Annotated in this window: 19 protein-coding genes; 16 read left to right on the top strand and 3 right to left on the bottom strand. The window is 68.9% G+C overall.

From position 1 onward, the window contains the following. Positions 1-23: 23 nt before the first annotated feature. The 13 genes from MicroSTF_RS11820 to MicroSTF_RS11760 all read left to right on the top strand — a co-directional run bounded on the left by MicroSTF_RS11820 (position 24) and on the right by MicroSTF_RS11760 (position 14,525). Complete coding sequence (locus MicroSTF_RS11820; protein ID WP_029260764.1) at positions 24-992, top strand: LysR substrate-binding domain-containing protein; 969 nt, start codon at positions 24-26, stop codon at positions 990-992. 124 nt (positions 993-1,116) lie between these two features. Next, complete coding sequence (locus tag MicroSTF_RS11815; protein ID WP_051671248.1) at positions 1,117-2,730, top strand: LVIVD repeat-containing protein; 1,614 nt, start codon at positions 1,117-1,119, stop codon at positions 2,728-2,730. 97 nt (positions 2,731-2,827) lie between these two features. After that, positions 2,828-4,318, top strand: coding sequence for a DHA2 family efflux MFS transporter permease subunit (locus MicroSTF_RS11810; protein ID WP_029260762.1), 1,491 nt, complete (start codon positions 2,828-2,830; stop codon positions 4,316-4,318). 44 nt (positions 4,319-4,362) lie between these two features. Beyond that, positions 4,363-5,514 (top strand): ABC transporter ATP-binding protein, encoded by a 1,152-nt coding sequence (locus MicroSTF_RS11805; protein ID WP_051671247.1) that lies wholly within the window; start codon positions 4,363-4,365, stop codon positions 5,512-5,514. A 57-nt stretch (positions 5,515-5,571) separates the two neighbouring features. Further along, positions 5,572-6,732 (top strand): ABC transporter substrate-binding protein, encoded by a 1,161-nt coding sequence (locus MicroSTF_RS11800; protein WP_322955803.1) that lies wholly within the window; start codon positions 5,572-5,574, stop codon positions 6,730-6,732. Positions 6,733-6,779: 47 nt separating this feature from the next. After that, positions 6,780-8,603, top strand: a complete 1,824-nt coding sequence (locus tag MicroSTF_RS11795; RefSeq protein ID WP_322955801.1) for an iron ABC transporter permease — start codon at positions 6,780-6,782, stop codon at positions 8,601-8,603. A 151-nt stretch (positions 8,604-8,754) separates the two neighbouring features. Next, the gene (locus MicroSTF_RS11790) at positions 8,755-9,156 is read left to right on the top strand and encodes a hypothetical protein (protein ID WP_322955799.1); all 402 of its coding nucleotides are present in this window, start codon (positions 8,755-8,757) and stop codon (positions 9,154-9,156) included. 203 nt (positions 9,157-9,359) lie between these two features. Then, on the top strand, positions 9,360-10,352 hold the full coding sequence (locus MicroSTF_RS11785) for a TIGR03557 family F420-dependent LLM class oxidoreductase (protein WP_322955797.1): 993 nt from the start codon (positions 9,360-9,362) through the stop codon (positions 10,350-10,352). Beyond that, positions 10,349-11,179 (top strand): coenzyme F420-0:L-glutamate ligase, encoded by an 831-nt coding sequence (gene cofE, locus MicroSTF_RS11780; protein ID WP_322955795.1) that lies wholly within the window; start codon positions 10,349-10,351, stop codon positions 11,177-11,179. Before MicroSTF_RS11785 ends, cofE begins: the two co-directional genes overlap by 4 nt. After that, on the top strand, positions 11,176-12,210 hold the full coding sequence (gene fgd / locus MicroSTF_RS11775; RefSeq protein ID WP_322955794.1) for a glucose-6-phosphate dehydrogenase (coenzyme-F420): 1,035 nt from the start codon (positions 11,176-11,178) through the stop codon (positions 12,208-12,210). Before cofE ends, fgd begins: the two co-directional genes overlap by 4 nt. 10 nt (positions 12,211-12,220) lie before the next feature. Beyond that, positions 12,221-12,892 (top strand): 2-phospho-L-lactate guanylyltransferase, encoded by a 672-nt coding sequence (gene cofC, locus MicroSTF_RS11770; RefSeq protein WP_322955792.1) that lies wholly within the window; start codon positions 12,221-12,223, stop codon positions 12,890-12,892. Continuing rightward, positions 12,889-13,917 carry a 2-phospho-L-lactate transferase gene (gene cofD / locus MicroSTF_RS11765; protein WP_322955790.1) on the top strand — a complete coding sequence of 343 codons (1,029 nt, stop codon included), beginning with the start codon at positions 12,889-12,891 and terminating at the stop codon, positions 13,915-13,917. The genes cofC and cofD overlap by 4 nt, the downstream gene beginning before the upstream one ends. A 194-nt stretch (positions 13,918-14,111) precedes the next feature. After that, entirely contained in the window at positions 14,112-14,525 is a 414-nt protein-coding gene (locus tag MicroSTF_RS11760; protein ID WP_136025495.1) for a hypothetical protein, read from the top strand. 20 nt (positions 14,526-14,545) lie between these two features. Here MicroSTF_RS11760 and MicroSTF_RS11755 read toward each other — a convergent pair whose 3' ends face one another. From MicroSTF_RS11755 to MicroSTF_RS11745, 3 genes are all read right to left on the bottom strand, one after another. Next, complete coding sequence (locus MicroSTF_RS11755; protein WP_322955787.1) at positions 14,546-15,355, bottom strand: ABC transporter ATP-binding protein; 810 nt, start codon at positions 15,353-15,355, stop codon at positions 14,546-14,548. After that, positions 15,352-16,332 carry a putative F420-0 ABC transporter permease subunit gene (locus tag MicroSTF_RS11750; RefSeq protein WP_416338478.1) on the bottom strand — a complete coding sequence of 327 codons (981 nt, stop codon included), beginning with the start codon at positions 16,330-16,332 and terminating at the stop codon, positions 15,352-15,354. The genes MicroSTF_RS11755 and MicroSTF_RS11750 overlap by 4 nt, the downstream gene beginning before the upstream one ends. 87 nt (positions 16,333-16,419) lie before the next feature. Continuing rightward, positions 16,420-17,415, bottom strand: coding sequence for a putative F420-0 ABC transporter substrate-binding protein (locus tag MicroSTF_RS11745; RefSeq protein WP_322955785.1), 996 nt, complete (start codon positions 17,413-17,415; stop codon positions 16,420-16,422). 230 nt (positions 17,416-17,645) lie between these two features. Between MicroSTF_RS11745 and MicroSTF_RS11740 the strand changes: the two genes are divergently transcribed. Genes MicroSTF_RS11740 through MicroSTF_RS11730 form a run of 3 tightly spaced genes read left to right on the top strand, consistent with a single transcriptional unit; the run spans position 17,646 to position 21,006 of the window. Continuing rightward, positions 17,646-18,626: an alpha/beta hydrolase gene (locus MicroSTF_RS11740; RefSeq protein WP_322955783.1), complete on the top strand. Its 981-nt coding sequence runs from the start codon at positions 17,646-17,648 to the stop codon at positions 18,624-18,626. After that, positions 18,623-20,035 carry a dihydroorotase gene (locus MicroSTF_RS11735; protein WP_029268024.1) on the top strand — a complete coding sequence of 471 codons (1,413 nt, stop codon included), beginning with the start codon at positions 18,623-18,625 and terminating at the stop codon, positions 20,033-20,035. The genes MicroSTF_RS11740 and MicroSTF_RS11735 overlap by 4 nt, the downstream gene beginning before the upstream one ends. Beyond that, positions 20,032-21,006, top strand: a complete 975-nt coding sequence (locus MicroSTF_RS11730) for an LLM class flavin-dependent oxidoreductase (RefSeq protein WP_021201484.1) — start codon at positions 20,032-20,034, stop codon at positions 21,004-21,006. The genes MicroSTF_RS11735 and MicroSTF_RS11730 overlap by 4 nt, the downstream gene beginning before the upstream one ends. Positions 21,007-21,032: the final 26 nt, after the last annotated feature.

The following is a 21,032-nucleotide window of genomic DNA, read 5'->3' as shown; positions in this document are numbered from 1 at the left end:
CCCGTACGGCTATAGTCCGGATCATGGTCACCGATCGACTGCTCGACGGGCGGGTCAAGATCCGCCACCTCGTCCTCGTCACCGCCATCGCCGACGAAGGCACCCTGGTGCGCGCCGCCGAGTCGCTGCACATCACCCAGCCGGTCGTCACCCGCGGCCTCCGCGAGGTCGAAGAGGTGCTGGGTGTGCCGCTGTTCGAACGGTTGCCGCGCGGCGTGCGGCCGACGCAATACGGGCACTCGTTCATCGAGCGCGCCCGCTCGGTGCTCGCCGAGCTGCGCGCCGCGGGGGAGGAGGTGCGGCTGCTGCAGTCGGGGCAGCTCGGCACGGTGACCGTCGGCACGCACCTCGCAGGTTCCAACCTGCTGCTGCCGCGGGCCATCGCGGCGCTGAAGGCCGAGCATCCACGGCTGACCGTGGTGGTGCGCGAGGGCACCCCGGACACCCTGCAGCAGCTGCTGCTCGCGGGCGACCTCGACCTGACCGTCGGGCGGCTCTCGCCGACGGTGCCGGTGCGGCTCGAGCAGGAGCGACTGCACCTGGAGCCGATCCGTCTGGTCGCGCGGGCCGGGCATCCGGTGCTCGGCGGTGTCAAGGCGAACTCCCTCGCCGAGCTGATCGCGTATCCCTGGATCTTCCCCGTGGCCCAGACGGCGCTCCGGGCCGAGCTCGAAGCGGTCTTCTTCCACGAGGGGCTGCCGTTGCCGCCCGATCGCGTCGAGTGCACCTCCATGCTGACACTGCGCACCCTGCTGATCTCGACCGACGTGATCGCGGCGCTGCCGATGTTCATCGCCGTCGACGACCGTGAGCTGCGGATCCTGCCCACGCCGTTGAGCTCCATCCGCCGCTCGGTCGGCGTGACGGTGCCGAAGGATCGGGCGCCGTCGCCGGCGGCATCCGCGCTGCTGGCCCATCTGCGCGAAGAGGGCGCCCGCTTGGCGGAGCTCGAGCGGGACTACGCGGAGACGGAGCCGCGCTTCGCCGGCTGATATGCCCGAACGGTCATAGCTCTGACCCGTATGGATATTGGACAGCATCGCTTCACCGGGACGAACCTGATGAGAACGACACCACGTCGTGACGATCTCACCCGATTCAGCCAATGGAGGCGACATGGCCGGCTCTCCCTACGTGCCCGATGCGAAGAAGTACCGCCCGGAGGATTTCCAGCGCGTCGAGGGTGAACCGGCCGATCCCGATCCCTCCAGCTGGGGCATGCAGCCCGACGGTACCTTCCTGCCGCCGGCGCACACGCCGTCCGTCCCGCGCGACGTCTTCATCGACTGGCCGGGCCAGCTCGACTACCGCGACCCCGAGACGTATGCGCTCAACGCCAAGGCCGAGGCGTTCTACCCGATCGTGGTGAACACCAGTCACTCGTGGCAGTGCATCTACGACTGGGACGGCCGTCGCCTCATGCTCCACTACGGCGGCGGCAACCACTGGAAGCTCTACGACATCACCGACCCTCGCGACCTGACGATCGTCGACGAGGAGCAGTGGGGCTGGGACGATCCCCGCCCGCAGTTCGGCGCCACCACGGTGCAGTGGAACCAGAAGCTCGGAAAGCACATCGCGATCCAGGCGAGCGAGACTCCGCGGTACTTCCTCAAGGGGCGCGTCGCCAACAAGTGGATCGACGACACCGTCGAGGGCCAGCTGAAGGAGTGGGAGGGCCTGCGCGGCTTCCGCACGTGGGAGATGAACGGCCCGAGCCCCCGCGACTGGACCCTCCTCACCGAGGTCTCGACCGATCCGAACCACGGGCCGGACGAGATCCAGGAGGGCAACGGCGTGCTCGACCTTCCGGTCTACTACGGCGACAAGTACCTGTTCGTGGCGACCGCGCCCGACAACACCTTCACCAACCAGCCGTACAAGACCACGCTGTGGACCGCCGGACACGCGGCCTACGACGTGTCGGACCCGGCGAAGCCCGAACTGCTCTCGAACTGGTGGGTGCCCGGCTCCCGTGCCGGGGAGGAGGCGGATTCCGAGTACCTCGCGGACAACGAGCGCTGGAACAATAAGACCTCGTGGTTCGGCTCGCGCATGGGCATCTTCCTGCCGCGCTCGGTCGAGTCCGGATGGAAGTACGGCTACGCCGCCCAGGGCGGTCAGGGCTTCTTCGTGCTCGACGTGTCCGATCCCGCGAACATCCACCACGTCGGCTGGTGCCACCTGCCGGTCAGCGTCGCCGGCACCGAGGGCGACAACGTCGACACCACCCAGGTGGAGGAGACGGGCTACGTCTACGTCTCGGGCTACCCGATGAACACCGACTGCTACGAGCCGGCCAAGGAGATCTACCAGATCGACGTGAGCGACCCGACGAACCCGCGGGTCGTGCGCACGCTGCCCCGCCCGACGCCGCCGGCAGACGCCGCGTTCACCGACTGGGCGCAGCGCCGCGGGTCGTTCGGACCCAAGCGCTCGGGCTACTTCACCAACACGGGCACGCCGCACGGCGGTGTCATCCCCTACGCGTTCTACGCCGCGGGGTTGCAGATCTTCGACGTGCGCGACCCGGAGAACCCCGAGGTCGGCGCGTACTTCGTCCCCCCGATCGGACTCAAGGACGACGATGACCTCGCCGCCCCCGTGCACGGCATCTTCGTGGAGTGGGATCGCAACGTGATCTGGCTCTTCGCCAACCACGGCATCTACGCGGTGTCGACCCCGCTGCTGGGTGAACCCGTGGTCGGTCTCCCCGCCACCGAAGGCTGAACACTTCCCGGAAACTCCGGTGTCCGTCCTCCACATAAGGGGCTGAGTGGACGGACACCGGCTCCCGCCCCCTGACGATCCCTCCCGAAAGTGATCCATGACTCAGACAGTTAGGCCGTGGCCGGCCCTGTGGGCGCTGTGCATCGGCTTCTTCATGATCCTCGTCGACACGACGATCGTGGCGATCGCCAACCCGGTCATCCTCGCGGCGTTCGACGCCGACCTGACCACGGTCATCTGGGTCACCAGTGCCTACCTGCTCGCCTACGCCGTCCCCCTGCTGGTGACCGGTCGCCTGGGGGATCGCTTCGGTCCCAAGCGGGTCTATCTCGTGGGGCTCGTGCTGTTCACCCTCGCCTCGCTCGCGTGCGGTCTGGCCGGCAGCATCGAGATGCTCATCGCGGCTCGCGCCGTGCAGGGCTTCGGTGCCGCGCTGATGACGCCGCAGACCATGGCGATCATCGCGCGGGTGTTCCCGCCGCGCGGTCGGGGTCAGGCGATGGGCGCGTGGGGCGCTGTCGGAGGGCTCGCGACGCTCGTCGGCCCGATCCTCGGCGGCGTGCTCACCGACACCGTCGGCTGGGAGTGGATCTTCTTCGTGAACGTGCCCGTCGGCATCGTCGCCTTCGTCGTCGCCTGGCGCCTGGTGCCCGATCTCGAAGGACACCCGCACCGCTTCGACGTGGTGGGGGTCGCGCTGTCCGGGCTCGGTCTGTTCCTGCTGGTGTTCGGCATCCAGGAGGGCGAGGTCTACGACTGGGGGGTGATGTTCGGTCCGGTCACCGTTTGGGGCGTCATCGTCACAGGCGTCGTGCTCCTGGTGCTCTTCGTCGTGTGGCAGCGCGTCAATCGCGCAGAGCCCCTGATGCCCCTCAGCCTCTTCCGTGACCGCAACTTCTCGGTCGCGAACGCCACGATCTTCCTCGTCGGTGTCGGCATCACGGCCATGCCCGTCCCCCTCGCCTTCTACTTCCAGGTCGCCCGCGGGCTCGACCCGACGCTTGCGGCGCTGATGCTCGCACCGATGGCGGTCGTCTCGGGTGTGCTCGGGCCGTTCGTCGGCAAGCTGAGCGACCGGATCGGTCCGCGCTGGGTCACCTTCGCCGCCTTCGTCATCTCGGCGGTGGCCATGGCCTGGTATGCGGCGACGATGACGATCGACGCCCCGTTCTGGCTCCTGCTTCTGCCCTCGGCGCTGCTGGGTGTCGGCGTATCGGGGATGTTCGGTCCGCTCGCGTCGACGGCCACCCGCAATCTCCCGCACACGCAAGCAGGAGCGGGATCCGGCGTCTACTCCACCACCAGGCAGATGGGGTCCGTGATCGGATCGGCGCTGCTGGCGGTGCTGATGAACGTGACGCTCGCCGCGCACATCACCGGTTTCGTGCCAGGGGCGATCCACCCGGGGAGCGAGCTGTCGGCGAAGGACGGGAGCGGACTGGCCGCGGCCATGTCGCAGTCGCTGCTGCTCTCGGCCATCGCCTTCGCGGTGTGCGCGGTCGTCGTGGTGTTCTTCGAGAAGCCGCGAGCCTGGGGAGCCCCGGCCACCCCGCAGACGGCGGGTTCTGTCGTGAGAGAGGGACGATGATGGCGGCGATCGCAGTGGATCCAACATCCAGAACGAATCCGACCATGAGCACGAAGGACGAGAGGACTCCGATGACGGTCAGCTCCGGAGGCGGTCGACTGGTCGTCGACGCCCTGAAGAAGGACTATGAGCTCGACGGCGCCGCCGTCCCCGTGGTCAAGGACGTCACGTTCACGATCGAGCCCGGGACGTTCTACTCGCTCCTCGGCCCGTCGGGATGCGGCAAGACCACCACCCTGCGCTGTGTCGCCGGCCTCGAACGGAGCAACGGCGGCGTCATCTCGCTCGACGGCAACGTGCTGTCGACCGGCACCGCGCACGTGTCGCCCGACAAGCGCGACATCGGCATGGTGTTCCAGAACTACGCGATCTGGCCGCACATGACGGTGTTCGCCAACGCGATCTTCCCGCTGCAGGTCGCGGGTTCGAAGCTTCCGAAGCAGGAGGCGCGCAAGCGGGCGATGGAGGCGCTGGAGCTCGTGCAGCTCGATCATCTCGCGCAGCGCCCGGCCACCGCGCTCTCAGGCGGTCAGCAGCAGCGCCTGGCCCTCGCTCGTGCGTTGGCCCACCGACCGCGTCTGCTGCTGCTCGACGAGCCGCTGTCGAACCTCGACGCCAAGCTGCGCGACACCATGCGCAACGAGCTGCGGAGCCTGCAGCGCACCCTCGGCATCAGTGCCCTCTACGTCACGCACGATCAGTCCGAGGCGCTGTCGATGTCGGATCGGGTGGCCGTGATGAACGGCGGACGCATCGTGCAGGAGGCGTCACCCCGCGAGCTCTACGACCAGCCGGCCGACCGATTCGTGGCGAACTTCGTCGGTCGCGCGAACATGATCCCCGCCGTGGTGATCGATCGTGACGGCGCCGGCGACGCGGTGGTCGAGGCGCTCGGCACCCGGCTGCAGACGCCGGTGCCCGACGGGGTCTCGATCGGCGACGAGGTCACCCTGACATTCCGGCCCGAGACCGTGCGCTGGCATGAGACCGACATCGATCGCCCGAACGTCCTTCCCGTGCGCATCGTGCGGGTGGAGTTCCTCGGCGAGATCGTCGAGTACGAGGCCGAAGTGCTCACCGATGGCGAGCCCGTCGCCACGATCGTCGGACGCGGAGCGCCACTCGCGACACCCCCCGAGGGCGGCAGGGTCTTCCTCGAACTGGTCTCGCACGCCTGCCGCGTGCTGGGCGCCTGATCCACCCCGCACCACACCCGCAATCACACACCTGATGTCAGAGAGGACATTCAGATCATGAAGAGAACACTGGGAGCTGTCGCCATCACGGCGGTCTTCGCGCTCGCCTTGACCGGATGCAACACGTCGACCGATGCCGGCGGCGGTGACAGCGCGCTCGAGGGCGACGCCGCGTCGGCCACCTGCGACGCCGTGGAAGTCGGAGCGATCACCCGCTGCGAGAACTTCTACGACGACTACTGGCCCGAGATCGACAAGCAGCTCGACGCCCTCTACGAAGAGGCGAAGAAGGCCGACGGCGGCACGCTGGTCATCTGGGACTGGTACGAGCTGTCGCCTGACGTGATCGAGCAGTTCAACAAGCGCTTCCCCGACATCAAGGTCGAGACCAGGGGGCTGACGTACAACCTGTCGTCGGCAATCATCTCGGCGAAGGCGACCGGTTCGCGCAACACCGATGTGGTGTCCGGCTCGATCACCTCGATGGCCGCGATGTACGACGAGGGCTTCTGGGAGAAGGTCGACTGGGAGAGCTTCGGCGTTCCGAAGGAGTTCCTGACCATCGGCGCCCCCGAGTTCATGCCCGACAGCATCAACGGCACGCTCATCCAGTACAACACCGACAAGGTGACCGCGGTGCCCGAGACGCTCGACGGGCTGCTCGCCCCCGAATACAAGGACAAGGTGTCGGTCGCCGGCTACAACGCGGTGGTCTTCGCCGGATACGGCATGGCCGAGGGCGAGGACAAGATGGTCTCGCTGATCGACGAGCTCCTGTCATCGGGCAACCTGAAGCTGCTGGAAGACCAGGGTGCTCCGCTGTCGAGTGGTGACGTGCCGATCGCGCTCAACCAGACGCTGTTCAACCCGAACCCGGCGCTGCAGGTCTCACCGTTCGAGCACGCGGGAGTCTGGGCGCAGTTCTCCGGCGTCAACTCCGACGCCAAGAACAAGCCGGGGGCCGCGCTGTGGACCCTGTGGAACGCATTCGACCCCGACTGGATCAGCCTCCGCATGACGGACGAGCGCTTCGCCAGCACACAGGTGCCGTTCGCCGGTCTGCCCGCCGCGACCTTCGCCGAGGCCACCGGACTCATGAAGACGAACTCCGACGCGCTGCTGCTCGGCCTCGAGAACGGCGCCGAGACCGAGACGCAGGCCACTCGTGACGACTGGCAGGCCATGATCAACGCTGCCGACAAGGCGCTGAACGGATAACGATGTTCAAGGCAGGACGGACCACGGGGCGAAAGCGTCCCACCACGATGACGATCGCGATGATCGTCTCGGGCGCGGTCATCTTCATCCTTCTCGCGGTACCGCTGATCGTCCAGGTGATCACCGCATTCCGTGGTCCGTTCCTGCCCTTCGGCGTCTCGTCGGCCCAGTGGGGTGTCGAGAACTTCGTCACCCTGTGGCAGCTGCGCGAAGACTTCTGGGGCGTGCTCGGCGCGACCGGCGCCTTCGTCGGCGGCTCCACGCTGCTCACGCTCCTGATGGCTTTCGGCCTCGCCTGGGTCACGGTGCGCACGGATGCCCCGTGGCGTCGCCTGATCTCGGTGCTGGTGATCGTGCCGTACATCATTCCGCCGATCGTGAAGGCCCAGGCCTACCTGCTGATGCTGTCGCCCGAGTCGGGTGTGCTCAACCAGCTGCTGCGGCTGCTGCCGTTCGCGAGCGACGTGCCGATCGATCCCTATGCGTTCCCGACGATGATCTTCATCCAGGCGCTCACGAACGTCACGTTCCCGTACCTGATGATCGTGCCGATCCTGACGAACATGGACGGCTCGCTGGAGGAGTCGGCGCGGGTCTCGGGGGCCTCCTGGCCGCAGACGCTTCGTCGAGTGACGCTGCCGATGCTGTGGCCGGGGCTCCTCGGGGTGACGGTGCTGACCTTCATCCTCGGCCTCGGCAGTCTCGAGGTGCCACTGCTGTTCGGCCAGGAGTCGGGACGCGACATCTTCGCCCTCAAGCTCTGGACGCTCATCAGCTCCAACGCGGGCGAACTGCCCCAGTACGGTCTGGCCGCCGCGTGGGGGCTGGTGTTCCTCGTGATCACGACCGTCGCGTTCGCGATCTATCTGCGGGCCACGCGCAACGCCGAGCGCAGAGCCTCGGTGTCGGGCAAGGGCTTCCGGCCGTCGACCATGCGGATGGGGCCGTGGAAGATCCCGGTCATGCTGCTGGTCGCCGTGTTCATCCTGCTCACCGGCATCCTCCCTCTGCTCGCTCTGCTGTGGGCGGCGATCACGCCCTATCCGGTGGCGTTCTCGATCGACGCGATGCTCGGCAGCACCGACTTCGGCGCCTTCGGCACGGTGCTCGCCGACCCCGAGTTCTGGGTGTCGCTCGGACGCACGGTCATCATCGCGGGCGGCAGCGCCACGATCGCGGTGGTCTTCGCCACGGTGCTCGCCTACGGCATCGCCCGCAGCAAGAAGACCGGGTGGGTGAAGGCCATGGACCTGTTCGCCTCCTCATCGGTCGCGATCCCCGCGACCATCGCCGGCTTCGCGATGTTCCTCACCTTCATGGTGATCAACCCGTACATCCCGATCGCGGGCACGCTGCTCGCGCTCGTGATCGCGTACTCCTACCGGGTGTCGATCGCCTACCGCTCGTCGTACAGCGCGACGCTGCAGATCCGACCCGAGCTGGAGGAGGCGGCGCTCACCAGCGGAGCGAGTCGGTTCGAGGGATTCCGACGCATCATCGCGCCGCTGCTGATGCCGACCGTGATGGCGGTGTGGATCCAGATGTTCATCCTCGGCACCAACGAGTTCACGCTCCCGGCGTTCCTGGCGACCCCGTCGTCGCGGCCGCTGTCGATGTACATCTACGCGATGATCAACCCGCGCTCAGCGCAGCTCTATGCGCCGGACCAGGGTGCCGCGATGGCGCTGATCTTCACGCTGATGGTGTTCGCGATCGGCTACGGCCTGCAGTGGGCGCTCTCTCGCCGAGCGATCGGTCGCACACGCAAGGCGGTCTCCGCGGGTCTCCCCGACCTCGCCGCGACCCCTCCTGCTCCCGCTCCCGCCGATTCCGCGACGGTGACCCTGGCCGTGCAGCGTCACAAGCGCTGACCCCATCCGCCGAGTGCACGGCTTCCTGTCGAGTGCACGGCTTCCCGGCGTGAAGAAGCCGTGCACTCGACGAGATCCCGTGCTCTCGACGGATAACGTGCGTTCGACGGGTAACGTGCTCTTTGTCGTGTGGGGGAGAGGAGAGGGAGCGATGCGTGTGCGTGCGCCATCGGCCAAGGCCGGGATCGTCGTCGGAGCCCTGCTCATCCTCCCGATGCTCGGGGTCGTCCTCGCCGTGATGGATCTGTTCGCCGGATATGTCTGGTCGCTGCTGGCGGTCATCGTGCTGGTGGTGTTCACCGCGCGGGTGTTCCGTGGTCCCGGAGAGAGCATGGCGCCGCGGCCGTGGTGGCGGATGACGACGACGGCTCTCTCCAGCGCGGTCCTCTCCGTGCTCTTCGCGGTTCAGGCCGTCGTCGGTCTCTTCCGAGCGGGGACCGCCCCGTTCCCGGCCGCTGTCGTTCTGGGCGCGCTGCTGACGCTTGCGGTGGCCGGGGCATATGCGCTCTCCGCGACCCGCCTCGCCCGCGTCGAGCGGCCGCACAAGGGATAGCCCGCCCTCGCCCTCTCGCTCCCACCCTCTCGCTCCCGCCGAGTGCACGGCTTCCTGTCGAGTGCACGGCTTCTTGGCGTGAACACGCCGTGCGCTCGGCGAGATCCCGTGCATTCGACGCTACCCGCGAACCTCTCCCTTGACTTTTGGATCCAGTATCCATTCAATAGGAACAGCAGGAGAAGAAAGGGTGAGGAGGCCGCATGCACATCGGGTACGCCGCGATGCTCGAGCAGATCGAGCCCACCGCCGTGATCGAGAACTGCGTCCTCGCCGAGGCGCACGGGTTCCGCGGGATCATGGCCACCGATCACTTCCAGCCCTGGCTTCCCCGCCACCGCAACGCCGCCCATGTGTGGACCATGCTCGGCGCGATCGGCGCGCACACCACCGGCGACCTCGGCCCCGGCGTCACGACCCCCGGCTTCCGCACGCATCCCGCCGTGGTCGCGCAGGCCGCAGCGACGCTGGCGACCCTCTACCCCGACCGGGCCTGGCTCGGCGTCGGATCGGGAGAGGCGCTGAACGAGCACATCGTCGGCGAATACTGGCCCGAACCCGCCGAGCGCATCGACCGCATGTTCGAGGCCGTCGACCTGATCCGCAAGCTCTTCACCGCCTCGATCGCCGGTCGCGACACCCGCCACCGTGGCGAGCACTTCCGCATGGAGTCGACCCGGCTCTGGACGATGCCGCCCACCGCCCCGCCCGTCTACGTCGCCACCGCGGGCCCCGCCACCGCACGTCGAGCCGGCCGGAACGCCGACGGCCTGATCACGACCTCGGCCGAAGTCGAGCGCCTCGCCCCGCTGCTCGCCCGATTCGCCGAGGGGGCACGGGAGGCGGGGCACGACCCCGAGGCCCTCCCGAAGGTGCTCCAGCTGCGGCTCTCGTGGGCGCCGACCGACGAGCAGGCCCTCGCGAACGCACTGACCGAGTGGCCGGTCGCCGGACTCCGGATGCGCCGGGGCGACGTGCGCTCGCCGTACGATTTCGAGCAGCTCGTGCGCGGGGTGACGGCCGACGACATGCGGGCTTCGATGCTCATCTCCGCCGACCCCGAGGTGCACCGCGCGCAGATCCAGCGCTACGTCGACCTCGGCTTCACGCGCATCTACCTGCACAACGTCGGGCCCGACCAGCGGGAGTTCGTCGAGGTCTTCGGCCGCGACGTGCTGCCGAAGGTGCACGCATGAGCGCCCCCGCGATCACCGTCTTCGCCCTCGCCGGCATCGGCGAAGTGCACCCCGGTGATGACCTCGCGGCCCTGATCCTCGCGACCGGCGTCGAACTCGCCCACGGCGACATCCTCGTCGTCACCTCGAAGATCGTCTCCAAAGCCGAAGGCCGCTACGTACAGGCCGCCGACCGTGAAGAGGCGATCACCGCCGAGACCGTGCGCCTCGTGGCCTCGCGCACCTTCGACGGGCACACCATGCGCATCGTCGAGAACCGCTTGGGCATGGTCGCCGCGGCCGCCGGCGTCGACGCCAGCAACACCCCGGACGGCTGGGTGCTGCTGCTTCCCGAAGATCCGGATCGGTCGGCGCGTGCGCTCGCCGCCGGACTGCGGGCGGCCACGGGCGCCGAGGTCGGGGTGATCCTCAGCGACACCCTCGGTCGCCCCTGGCGAGAAGGTCAGACCGACGCCGCGATCGGCGGCGGGGGCGTGCACATGATCGCCGACCTCCGTGGCACGACCGACCAGGCGGGAAAGGTCCTGAACGTCACGACCCCGTGTGTCGCGGACGAGCTCGCCGCGGCCGCAGATCTGGTCAAGGGCAAGGCGAGCGGCAACCCGGTCGCCGTGGTGCGCGGCCGCTCCGATCTCGTCGGACCCCTCGCCCTGCCCGGGGCCGCGAGCATCGTGCGCGGCGCGGAGCGCGACCTCTTCTGGCTGGGCACCGCCGAAGCACTCGACCAGGGATACCGCGACGGTTACGCCGCTGCGCTCGCGGACCTCGGCACCCAGGAACAGCACCTACACGCACAGCAGGAACCCGACACGAAGGATGCGACATGACACTGACCCTCGGATACAAGGCCAGCGCAGAGCAGTTCGACCCGCGGGAGCTGGTCGAGATCTCGGTCGCGGCCGAGGCGCACGGCATGCAATCCGTGTTCGCGAGCGACCACTTCCAGCCCTGGCGCCACACCGGCGGCCATGCTCCGTTCTCGCTCACCTGGATGGCGGCGGTGGGCGAGCGCACGTCGAGCATCCGCATCGGCACCTCGGTGCTGACCCCGACCTTCCGTTACAACCCTGCCGTGCTCGCGCAGGCGTTCGCGAGCCTGGGCTGCTTGTACCAGGACCGCATCATCCTCGGCGTCGGCTCGGGCGAGGCGCTGAACGAGATCGCGACCGGATTCCGCGGCGCCGGGGAGCAGGAGTGGCCCGAGTTCAAGGAGCGCTATGCGCGGCTGCGCGAATCCGTGCGCCTGATGCGGGCGCTGTGGTCGGGCGACCGGGTGAACTTCGACGGCGAGTACTACTCCACGCACGACGCCTCGATCTACGACCGCCCCGAGGGTGGCATCCCGATCTACATCGCCGCGGGCGGACCGATGGTCGCGCGCTACGCCGGTCGCGCGGGTGACGGCTTCATCTGCACCTCGGGCAAGGGCCAGGAGCTCTACGTCGACCAGCTGCTCCCGGCCGTGAGAGAGGGGCTCGAGCAGTCCGAGCGCTCGTTCGACGACTACGACCGGATGATCGAGATCAAGCTGTCGTACGAGGAGACCCGGGAGGCGGCGTTGGAGAACACCCGCTTCTGGTCGCCGCTGTCGCTCTCGAAGGAGCAGAAGCACGACATCACCGACCCCGTCGAGATGGAGAAGGCCGCCGATGCGCTGCCGCTCGAGACCATCGCCAAGCGCTGGATCGTCGGGAACGACCCGGATGCCGTGGCCGCCGAGATCCAGCAGTACATCGATTGGGGCTTCAACCACCTCGTCTTCCATGCGCCGGGCCACGACCAGCGCCGGTTCCTGCAGCTCTTCGAGCGCGACATCGCCCCCCGGTTGCGCGAGACCGCTGCCGAACTGCGCGGGTGAGGCGACGGAGATGATCCGCGGTTCGGGAATCGGGGTGCCGCTGCCGGGAGTGCCCGCTCGTGAGTGGATCGTGGTGATCCCGGTGAAGCGCGCGGAGATCGGCAAGTCGCGGTTGCGCATCCCCGGCGTCGATCGCGAGCCCCTCGCCCGCGCGATCGCCCTCGACACGGTCGAGGCGGCCACCGCATGCGAGCGCGTCGCCGAGGTCATCGTCGTCACGAGCGACGAGGTCACGGGGACCGCTCTGCGTGTGCTGCCGCGGGTGCGACTGGTGCGCGACCGCAGCGAAGGGCTGACCGCGGCGATCGGGCTCGGCGTGAGCGCGGCCCCCGACCTGCGTCCTCGTGCCGTGATGCTCGGGGACCTGCCGGCCCTGCGCCCCGATGAGCTGGCCAGGGCGCTCGCGTTCGCCTCTTCGCACTCCCGGGCGTTCGTGCCGGACGCCGAGGGCACCGGCACCGTGCTCGCCACGGCGCGGGCGGGTTTCGACCTCACTCCGTGTTTCGGGGCGGACTCGGCCTCCGCACATCGCGCGGCCGGCTTCGTCGAGGTCGGGTTTCCCGTCTTGAGTGGTCTGCGACGCGACCTCGATCATGCGGAGCACCTGCGGGCCGCCCGCCGTGCCGGACTGGGCCCGCGCACCGCGGCGCTGGTCGATCGACCGCTGGTGCTCGCCTCATGACCGGCGGCGTCGCCGACACCTCCGATGGCCCGCGCATCGTCGTCCTCGCCGGTGGCGTCGGCGGATCGAAGTTCGTGGTCGGGGTGCGGGAGGCCGCACGGCGACGATGGCCGGATGCCGCGGGAGGAACCCGAGCAGACATCACCGTGATCGTCAACACCGGCGATGACCTGTGGATCAGCGGCCTGCGGCTGCAGCCCGATGTCGACTCGATGATCTACGCGCTCGCCGGTGTCAACGACACCGCACGCGGATGGGGGAGGGCGGGAGAGAGCGAGCGCGTCGCCACCGAGTTGCAGGCATGGGGAGCCGGCTGGCCGTGGTTCACGTTGGGTGACCTCGACCTCGGTGCCCACATCGCCCGCACGGGCTGGCTCCGGGACGGCGCCTCCGTGACCGAGGTCGTCGATCGCCTCGCCTCCCGATGGCCGCTCGGCATCCGACTGCTGCCCATGACCGATACCGAAGTCGACACCCACGTGTTCACCGCCCGGGGTCGGATGCACTTCCAGGAGTGGTGGACCCGGCATCGTGCGACCCTCCCGGCGCAGCGGTTCGATGCGCCGGGGATCGCGCAGTCCGTGCCCGCACCCGGAGTGGTCGACGCGCTGTCTGCAGCGGACGTCATCCTGTTCGCCCCGTCGAATCCCGTGGTCTCGCTCGGGCCGATCCTCTCGGTCCCCGGCATCGCCGACGCCGTACGTGCCGCCCCCGGAGCCGTGGTCGGGGTGTCGCCGATCATCGCCGGTGCGCCCGTGCGCGGTATGGCCGACGCCTGTCTCGCCGCCATCGGTCTCGCCGCCACCGCCGACGCGGTCGGACACCACTACGGGGCACGCGCAGCCGGCGGACTGTTGGATGCGTGGCTCATCGCCGAGGAGGATGCTTCTCTCGCAGGCGGGCTCGAGGCGGCCGGACTGCGCGCGCCGGTGCATCCGCTGTGGATGCGCGATCTCGACACTGCGACGGCTCTCGCCGCCGAGGCTCTCCAATCGGCTGAGCTCGACGCGCACCAAACGTCATAGTCACAGGTCTCGAAAGACTGGCCGAAAGTTCCCAGTCTTTCGGCGTAATGACCGGGCCCCCACCGCCGTCTCTCCACTGTGAGGGTTGTCCGGCCGAAAGGGGGTCGGGCTGTGCGAGGGGTGAGGGAATCGTGAGTGGTCGAAGTCGAGTGGACCGGCTCTTCGAAGAGTTGGAGGTCGAGTGCGGCGCGAGTATGCAGTGCATCACGGAACGGGCGTCCGCCCTGCTGGGGCTGGACATCGAGGTCGACGTGTTGAACGAGGAGGAGTGGCGGGCCGTTCCGCGGTTCCTGCTCGTCGACGGTGACCGTGCGAGGATTCCGGTCCGCCGCTCCGATCCGCAGTGGTACCGACTGCACGTGGTGATCCACGAGCTCTCGCACCTGCTGTGCGGGCACACGCGATGCGAGAGTCTGCCCATGACCTTCGACCAGCTGCGGAAGCCCGCGCAGGTATGCGCGCTCGTCGGGGTGGGAGGGGGTGCCGGCTCCGTGGCGCTCGACGACTGCCAGGAGCAGGTGGCGCTGGAGGCCGAGGCGGAAGCGCTCGCGCACCGCTTGGGCTCGTTCGTCCTCGCTCCGCAGTTCGCATCCGCCGAGCTCGTCTGAATCCCGATCGTCCGAACCGGTCAGCGCGTGAGGGCGGGAGCCGCATCGAACACGATCAGCGGACGATCGCTGCCCGGCCGGAGGAGCACCTCGGCGTCGACCTGCCAGACGCGCGCGATGAGCTCCCGCGTCAGCACCTCCTGTGGGGAACCCGCCGCCTGCACGTGACCGTCGGCGATCACGACGACGCGATCGGCGAATGCCGCCGCGTGATTGAGATCGTGCAGAGCAGCGAGCACGGTCATGCCGTCGCGCGCGAGGGACGCGAGGAGGGCGAGTGCGTCCAGCTGCGCGCGGATGTCGAGGTGGTTCGTCGGCTCATCGCACAACAGCAGCGCCGCTCGCTGAGCGAGGGCCCTCGCGAGGTTCACCCGTTGGCGTTCGCCGCCGGACAGGGTCGCGGCATCGCGCTCCGCGAACTCGAGCGCCCCCGCGCGGACGAGAGCCGCATCGGTGGCGACGGCATCCGTCTGCGCCCCCTCGAACGACAGCCACCCGCGGTGGGGAAGCAGTCCGAGCCCGACGATGTCGCGCCCGGTCATCCCCTCGGCGGTCGACCACTCCTGCTCGACCAGGGCGACGCGCTGTGCGCGCTCCCGCCGCCGCATCGAGGGCAGCGATGCGCCGTCGAGCGCGAGGGTCTCGACCTCGCCCCGCAGGGTTCCGGCGATCAGCCGCAGCAGCGTGCTCTTGCCCGAGCCGTTGGGGCCGAGGAGAGCGGTCACCGAACCTCCGGGGGCGGTGATGTGCATGTCGTCGCAGAGGATCCGACCCCCGTGCGCGAATCGGATGCGTCGGGCATCGAGGCCGTCCTCACGCACTCCGGTCATGCGCGGCTCTTCCGCATACGCAGCATCAGCAGCGCGAACACGGGGCCGCCGATCAAAGCGGTGACGATCCCGACCGGGAGCTCGCGTGGCTCGAACACGGTGCGGGCGATGGTGTCGGCCCAGATGAGGAACACGGCGCCCGCGAGGAACGAGACCGGCAGCAGCGCACGATGCCGGGCGCCGACGACCGCCCGAACCGCGTGCGGCAGGATCAGTCCGACGAAGCCGATCGACCCGCTCACCGCCACGAGCGCTCCGGTCAGCAGCGCCGTGCACACGAAGAGCAGCACGCGCAGCCGGGTCACCGGGATGCCGAGTGCCTCGGCCGCGGTGTCTCCCAGTACGAGGGTGTCCAGTGGCCGGGCTGCAGCCAGCAGGGGGACGGCGCAGACCGCCACGGCGACCCCGGCGAGGGCGGCGTCCGCCCAGTCGGCACCTCCGAGGGAGCCGAGCAGCCAGCTGAGGATCTCACGGTAGCTGTCGTTCGTCGCGCTCCAGAAGATCACGAGGCTGGTCAGTGCCGCGAGCACGGCCGACACGGCGAGACCGGCGAGGACCACGGCGGTGGCTCCTGCGGAACCGGCCGCGCGCGCGAGGCCCAACGTGAGTGTCAGGGCGAGCAGCGCACCCGCGAACGCGGCGAACGGCAGTGCCACCGCCGCACCGAGCACGATGACGATCACCGCGCCGGTCGAGGCGCCGGAGGACAGACCGAGCAGGTAGGGATCGGCGAGCGGGTTGCGGGTGAGGGCCTGCATCACGGCACCGCACAGGGCCAGGCCGCCTCCGACCGCCGCGGCCGTGAGAACGCGGGGTACTCGCCCCTCCCAGATGATCGCGTCGCGGAGCGGGGTGAGGCCTGTGGCCGCGCCGGTCAGGTGCGACCACACGCTCGCCGCGAGCTCGGCCGGGGCGACGTCGGCCGGCCCGATCGCGACCGCGGCGACCACCGATCCCGCCAGGGCGAGCAGCAGCACCGTGATCGCCGAGACGGTACGTCCCCGGGGGGTGGGGAGCGGATGCCGCCGCGACAGGGAGCGCCGTGCGCAGCGGAACCGTGACGCTCACTGCTCTCCGAGCTGCGTCACGATCGATTCCACGGCCTTCACGTTGCGGATGCCCGCCTCGGTCGCCGGGAAGTCGACCAGCACGTACCGCTCGTTCCGCACCGCGTCGAGCTGTGCGGTGACCGGGTTGGAGGTGAGCAGCGCGATCTTCGACGCGGCGGTGTTCCAGGCGGCGTCCACCAGCACGATCACGTCGGGGTCGGCCTCGGCGATCAGCTCCCACGAGCTCGACGTCCAGGTGTCGTGCACGTCGGCGAAGACGTTCTCGAGCCCGGCGGCCGACATGATCATCTCCGGCGCGCCGATGCCGGCGCCCACGAAGGGCTGGTCGGTGCCGGACGAGTACCAGAGCGCCGTGAGGCCACGGTCGTCGGGGGTGATCGCGTCGAGCTCTGCGCGCTGCTCGGCGATCAGCGCGCTCGCCGCCGCCGTCTCGCCGAGCAGTTGGCCGGCCTCCGCGAAGCCATCGAAGACCGTGTCGAATGTGAGCGGGTCGGGCATGTAGCCCGGAGCCTTGCAGGCCGCGGGGGCGACGTAGGTGGTGATGCCGAGATTCTGCAGGTCGGCTCGCTCACCGGCGCCGTCGACCGAGAAGTTCGACTCCCATCCGGCGAACACCAGGTCGGGCTCGAGGTCGAGCACGGCCTCCTTCGACGGCACCTTGTCGGAGACGACCGGGATGTCCTCGGCATCCGCCGCGAGATCGTCAGGCAGCGGGCCGTCGGAGAAGGCGGAGCCGATGATCCGATCCCCGGCGCCGAGGGCCAGCGCGAGTTCGAGAGTCGACGACTTCAGGGTGAGGATGCGCTGCGGCGTGGCGCCGAGCGAGACCTCGGTGCCGCAGTTGTCGAGCACGATCGGCTCGGTGCTGGGGGTTTCGGCGTCGGGCGCTTCGGCCGATGACGCCGGCGCGCCGGCGCAGCCGCTGAGTCCGGCGGCGATGAGCAGGGCGAGGGCGGGGAGGGCGCCGAGGGCGCGGGCGGTGGCAGGCATGGTTCTCCGGGAGACGAGGACGGGAAGGGCGCAAGAGAGAGCACGTTCGCAGTCCAGGTCGGGACCACCGGCGTCGGCCAATCGGGTCGACGCGATGGGGTCATGGTAGCGCGGATACTGGATCCAAATCAATACTGGATTCTGGATCCAAAATGGATAAGGATGGGAAACGCCCCACCGCAGCGGCGCACATCGCCGATCGCGACGCCGCGTTCAGCCGAGAGGAACCCATGCAGACCACACCCGTCTCGTACTTCAGCGAGGGTCAGCGCATCTCCGCCGTGTGGCGCACCCCCGACCACGCGGGGCCGTATCGCGCGATCGTTCAGGGCCCCGGTTGGCTCGGGCTGAAGGACGCCAAGCTCTACGTCCGCTACCACGAGGCCCTGGTCGAGGCCGGCTTCGCCGTGCTCGTGATCGACTACCGCGGCTTCGGCGACTCCGAAGGCGACCGCGGCTATCTCTCTCCGGCCTGGCAGCTGCAGGATCTGGTGAACGCCGTGACCTACCTGACCACGCGCGACGACGTGATCGCCGACGCGATCGGGGTCTTCGGCACCGGCGGCACCGGAGGCGGCAACGCCGTGCTCCTCGCCGACGCCGACCCGCGCATCAAGGCCGCGGTCAGCCAGGTGCCGGTCGCCGACGGCGAGGACTGGCTGCACCGCATGCGCAGCGAGTACGAGTGGCTCGACTTCCAGAAGTCCCTCGAAGAGGACCGCCGCCAGCGCGTCGCCACGGGGGAGGGGCGGATCGTGCACCCCCGTGAGGAGATCATGATCCCCACGGCCGAGCGTCGGGCGACGAAGATCAAGGCCGACGTCGACGACCGCATTCCGACAGCCGTGCCGCTCGCGTGTGCCGAGGGCATCATCGCGTACCGGCCGATCGACGCGGCAGGCCGCCTGACCACACCGCTGCTCGTGATCGGCGTCGAAGGCGACGCCACCACCCCGACCGACCACGCCGAGGCGCTGTACGAGGCGGCACGTGGACCGAAGCAGCTCATCATGCAGCGGCACACCACCCACTACGCCGCCTACGACGCGTACTGGGAGCAGACCACCCCGGTGATCGTGGGCTGGTTCGACCGGTACGTGCGCCCGGCGCACCTCATCCACCGGTCTTCGCCGTCGCCCGCGATCGGCGAATCCCTCACCACCGAAACCGTGCAGACACAGTCCGACAGCAAAGAGGAGGTCGCGCGATGAGCGTGGATCTGAAGATCACCGGCGGCACCGTCGTCACCCCCGCAGGGCCGGTCCTGGCCGACCTGCTCGTCGCCGACGGCAAGGTCGCGGGCATGGTCGCGGCCGGTACCGACGTCGCGGCTGCGCGCACGATCGACGCCGCGGGCAAGCTCGTGCTTCCCGGCATGGTCGACGTGCACGTGCACACCCGCGAACCCGGCTACGAGCACAAGGACGACATCTACACGACGAGCCTGCAGGCCGCGGCCGGTGGCGTCACCACGATGTTCGGGATGCCCAACCTCAAGCCGCCGACCACCGACGTCGCCACGTTGACCGACGTGTTCCACCGGTATGAGGAGTCGTCGATCGTCGACTGGAACCACAACCCCGCGCCGACGAAGTTCGATGAGATCGCCGGCATGAGCGAGATGGGCATCCGGGCGTACAAGATCTACATGGTCGTCGACACGGGCCGCGACTACCCGCACCCCTCCGGCACCGGCATCCACAACCACGGCCACCTGCTCGAGATCATGGATCACATCGCCCAGACCGGCAAGCGCTTCATCGTGCACCCGCACGACCAGGCGCTCATGGATTACATCGAGGGCGCCTACCTCGCCCGCGGCGAGAACACCCCCGAGGGCTACGCCTCCGCCTACGCCGCGCGCGAGGGTGTGATCTGGGACACGGCCATCGACGTCGTGCTGCGTCTCGCCGAGGCCTCCGGCTGTCCCGTGCACATCGCGCACATCCAGACCCGACGCTCGATCGAGGCCGTTCGGCGCGCCAAGCAGAACGGCATCGACGTGACCTGCGAGGTCAACCACTGGGCGCCGTTCCTGTCGACCTGGAACGACGTCGAGACCCTCGGCCCGTACGCGCTCAGCTACTGGGTGCCCGACGACAACCGCGCGGCCGTCTGGGAGGGCATGCGCGACGGCACGATCGACATCGCCGCCAGCGACCACGCCCCGCACACGCGCGAGGAGAAGGAGGTCGGGTGGACGCAGATGTGGAGTTCGCACACCGGCACCCCCGGCATCCAGTACTACTACGAGCTCATGCTCGACGCGGTCAACAAGGGCGAGCTCGACCTGCAGCGCGCGATCGACATGGTCGCCCACATCCCCGCCGCCAAGTTCGGCCTGGAGGGTGTGAAGGGATCGCTCACGATCGGGGCGGATGCCGACATCGTCATCGCCGACCTCGCCGACGAGTGGACGATCACGAATGACGGCGTGCTCTCGAAGATCGGCTGGACCCCCTACGACGGGCGCACCATCAGCGCGCGCATCCAGCGCACGCTCGTGCGCGGTGTCGACGTCTATGTCGGCGACGAGGTCGTCGGCGACCGCACTTTCGGAAAGCTCGCCGCATCGGCGGAAGACAGGGCGGCATTCGCCGCTGGAGAGGAACTGACATGAAATTCGGACTGCTGCTGCCGCACTTCGGCGAGGAGGCGAGCAAGGAGAAGCTCCTGGAGGGATCGAAGCTCGCGGAGAGCTTCGGATTCGACTCCGTCTGGGTGCGCGACCACCTGGTGTTCGAGCCGCACGGCGAGATGGAGAAGCCGAACCGCACGTTCTACGACGCGCTGACGACTCTCACTGCCATCGGTGCCGTCACCGACAAGATCGAGCTCGGCACCGGATCGCTCATCCCTTTCCGGCACCCGCTCGTCACCGCTCTCATGGCCGGCACGATGACCCAGCTGCTCGGCCCGCGCCTGATCCTCGGCTTCGGCGCCGGAACGTTCGATCACGAGTTCGACGCGATCGGCTGGGGCGACCTCGACCGCGTCGAGATGGTGCGCTCGAACGCCGAGATCCTGCGCCGTGTCTTCACCGAGAACGACGTCACCTACGACGACGGCATCTTCACATTCGAGAACGTCACGATCGAGCCCAAGCCCGTGGGGGGACGCATCCCGTTCTGGTACTGCGGCGCGACCCCGCGTTCGGCCCGTCTCGCGGCGGAGTTCGCCGACGGGTGGATGCCCGGACGTACGGGCCTGCTCACCATGGAGAAGCGCATCAAGACCATGCGCGAGATGACGGACGAGAACGGCCGCCCGATGCCGACCATCGCCGTCATCCCGCCCACGTCGATCGAGGACACCCGCGAAGAGGCGCTCAAGCACGTGAACATCCCGGGCCTTCTCGCCTGGGCGAACAAGGCCAAGTTCGCGGTGAAGCCGCCGTCCGGCAGCTTCGAGACCGTCGAAGACCTCGAAGGACAGCTCATCGTCGGCAGCCCCGACGAGGCGGTCGAGCAGATCAAGCGGTTCGAGGAGGTCGGCACCGAGCACCTGGTGTTCGACTTCCGCTTCAAGTTCGATCGGTTCTTCGAGCAGATCGAACTCCTCGGCACCGAGGTGCTTCCGAAGCTGCGATAAGCCGCGCACCGACGCGCGGCGATGAG

The sequence above is a fragment of the Microbacterium sp. STF-2 genome, from assembly GCF_034650155.1.
In the GTDB taxonomy this organism is placed as follows: Bacteria; Actinomycetota; Actinomycetes; order Actinomycetales; family Microbacteriaceae; genus Microbacterium; species Microbacterium maritypicum_A.
Note: the sequence above shows the minus strand (reverse complement) of the source record. Positions and strands in the feature narration are given on the sequence as shown.

Coding starts and splice junctions, on each gene's coding strand:
- MicroSTF_RS11820 (WP_029260764.1), top strand. CDS start 24: ATGGTCACCGATCGACTGCTCGACGGGCGGGTCAAGATCCGCCACCTC.
- MicroSTF_RS11815 (WP_051671248.1), top strand. CDS start 1,117: ATGGCCGGCTCTCCCTACGTGCCCGATGCGAAGAAGTACCGCCCGGAG.
- MicroSTF_RS11810 (WP_029260762.1), top strand. CDS start 2,828: ATGACTCAGACAGTTAGGCCGTGGCCGGCCCTGTGGGCGCTGTGCATC.
- MicroSTF_RS11805 (WP_051671247.1), top strand. CDS start 4,363: ATGAGCACGAAGGACGAGAGGACTCCGATGACGGTCAGCTCCGGAGGC.
- MicroSTF_RS11800 (WP_322955803.1), top strand. CDS start 5,572: ATGAAGAGAACACTGGGAGCTGTCGCCATCACGGCGGTCTTCGCGCTC.
- MicroSTF_RS11795 (WP_322955801.1), top strand. CDS start 6,780: ATGACGATCGCGATGATCGTCTCGGGCGCGGTCATCTTCATCCTTCTC.
- MicroSTF_RS11790 (WP_322955799.1), top strand. CDS start 8,755: ATGCGTGTGCGTGCGCCATCGGCCAAGGCCGGGATCGTCGTCGGAGCC.
- MicroSTF_RS11785 (WP_322955797.1), top strand. CDS start 9,360: ATGCACATCGGGTACGCCGCGATGCTCGAGCAGATCGAGCCCACCGCC.
- cofE (WP_322955795.1), top strand. CDS start 10,349: ATGAGCGCCCCCGCGATCACCGTCTTCGCCCTCGCCGGCATCGGCGAA.
- fgd (WP_322955794.1), top strand. CDS start 11,176: ATGACACTGACCCTCGGATACAAGGCCAGCGCAGAGCAGTTCGACCCG.
- cofC (WP_322955792.1), top strand. CDS start 12,221: ATGATCCGCGGTTCGGGAATCGGGGTGCCGCTGCCGGGAGTGCCCGCT.
- cofD (WP_322955790.1), top strand. CDS start 12,889: ATGACCGGCGGCGTCGCCGACACCTCCGATGGCCCGCGCATCGTCGTC.
- MicroSTF_RS11760 (WP_136025495.1), top strand. CDS start 14,112: ATGCAGTGCATCACGGAACGGGCGTCCGCCCTGCTGGGGCTGGACATC.
- MicroSTF_RS11755 (WP_322955787.1), bottom strand. CDS start 15,355: ATGACCGGAGTGCGTGAGGACGGCCTCGATGCCCGACGCATCCGATTC.
- MicroSTF_RS11745 (WP_322955785.1), bottom strand. CDS start 17,415: ATGCCTGCCACCGCCCGCGCCCTCGGCGCCCTCCCCGCCCTCGCCCTG.
- MicroSTF_RS11740 (WP_322955783.1), top strand. CDS start 17,646: ATGCAGACCACACCCGTCTCGTACTTCAGCGAGGGTCAGCGCATCTCC.
- MicroSTF_RS11735 (WP_029268024.1), top strand. CDS start 18,623: ATGAGCGTGGATCTGAAGATCACCGGCGGCACCGTCGTCACCCCCGCA.
- MicroSTF_RS11730 (WP_021201484.1), top strand. CDS start 20,032: ATGAAATTCGGACTGCTGCTGCCGCACTTCGGCGAGGAGGCGAGCAAG.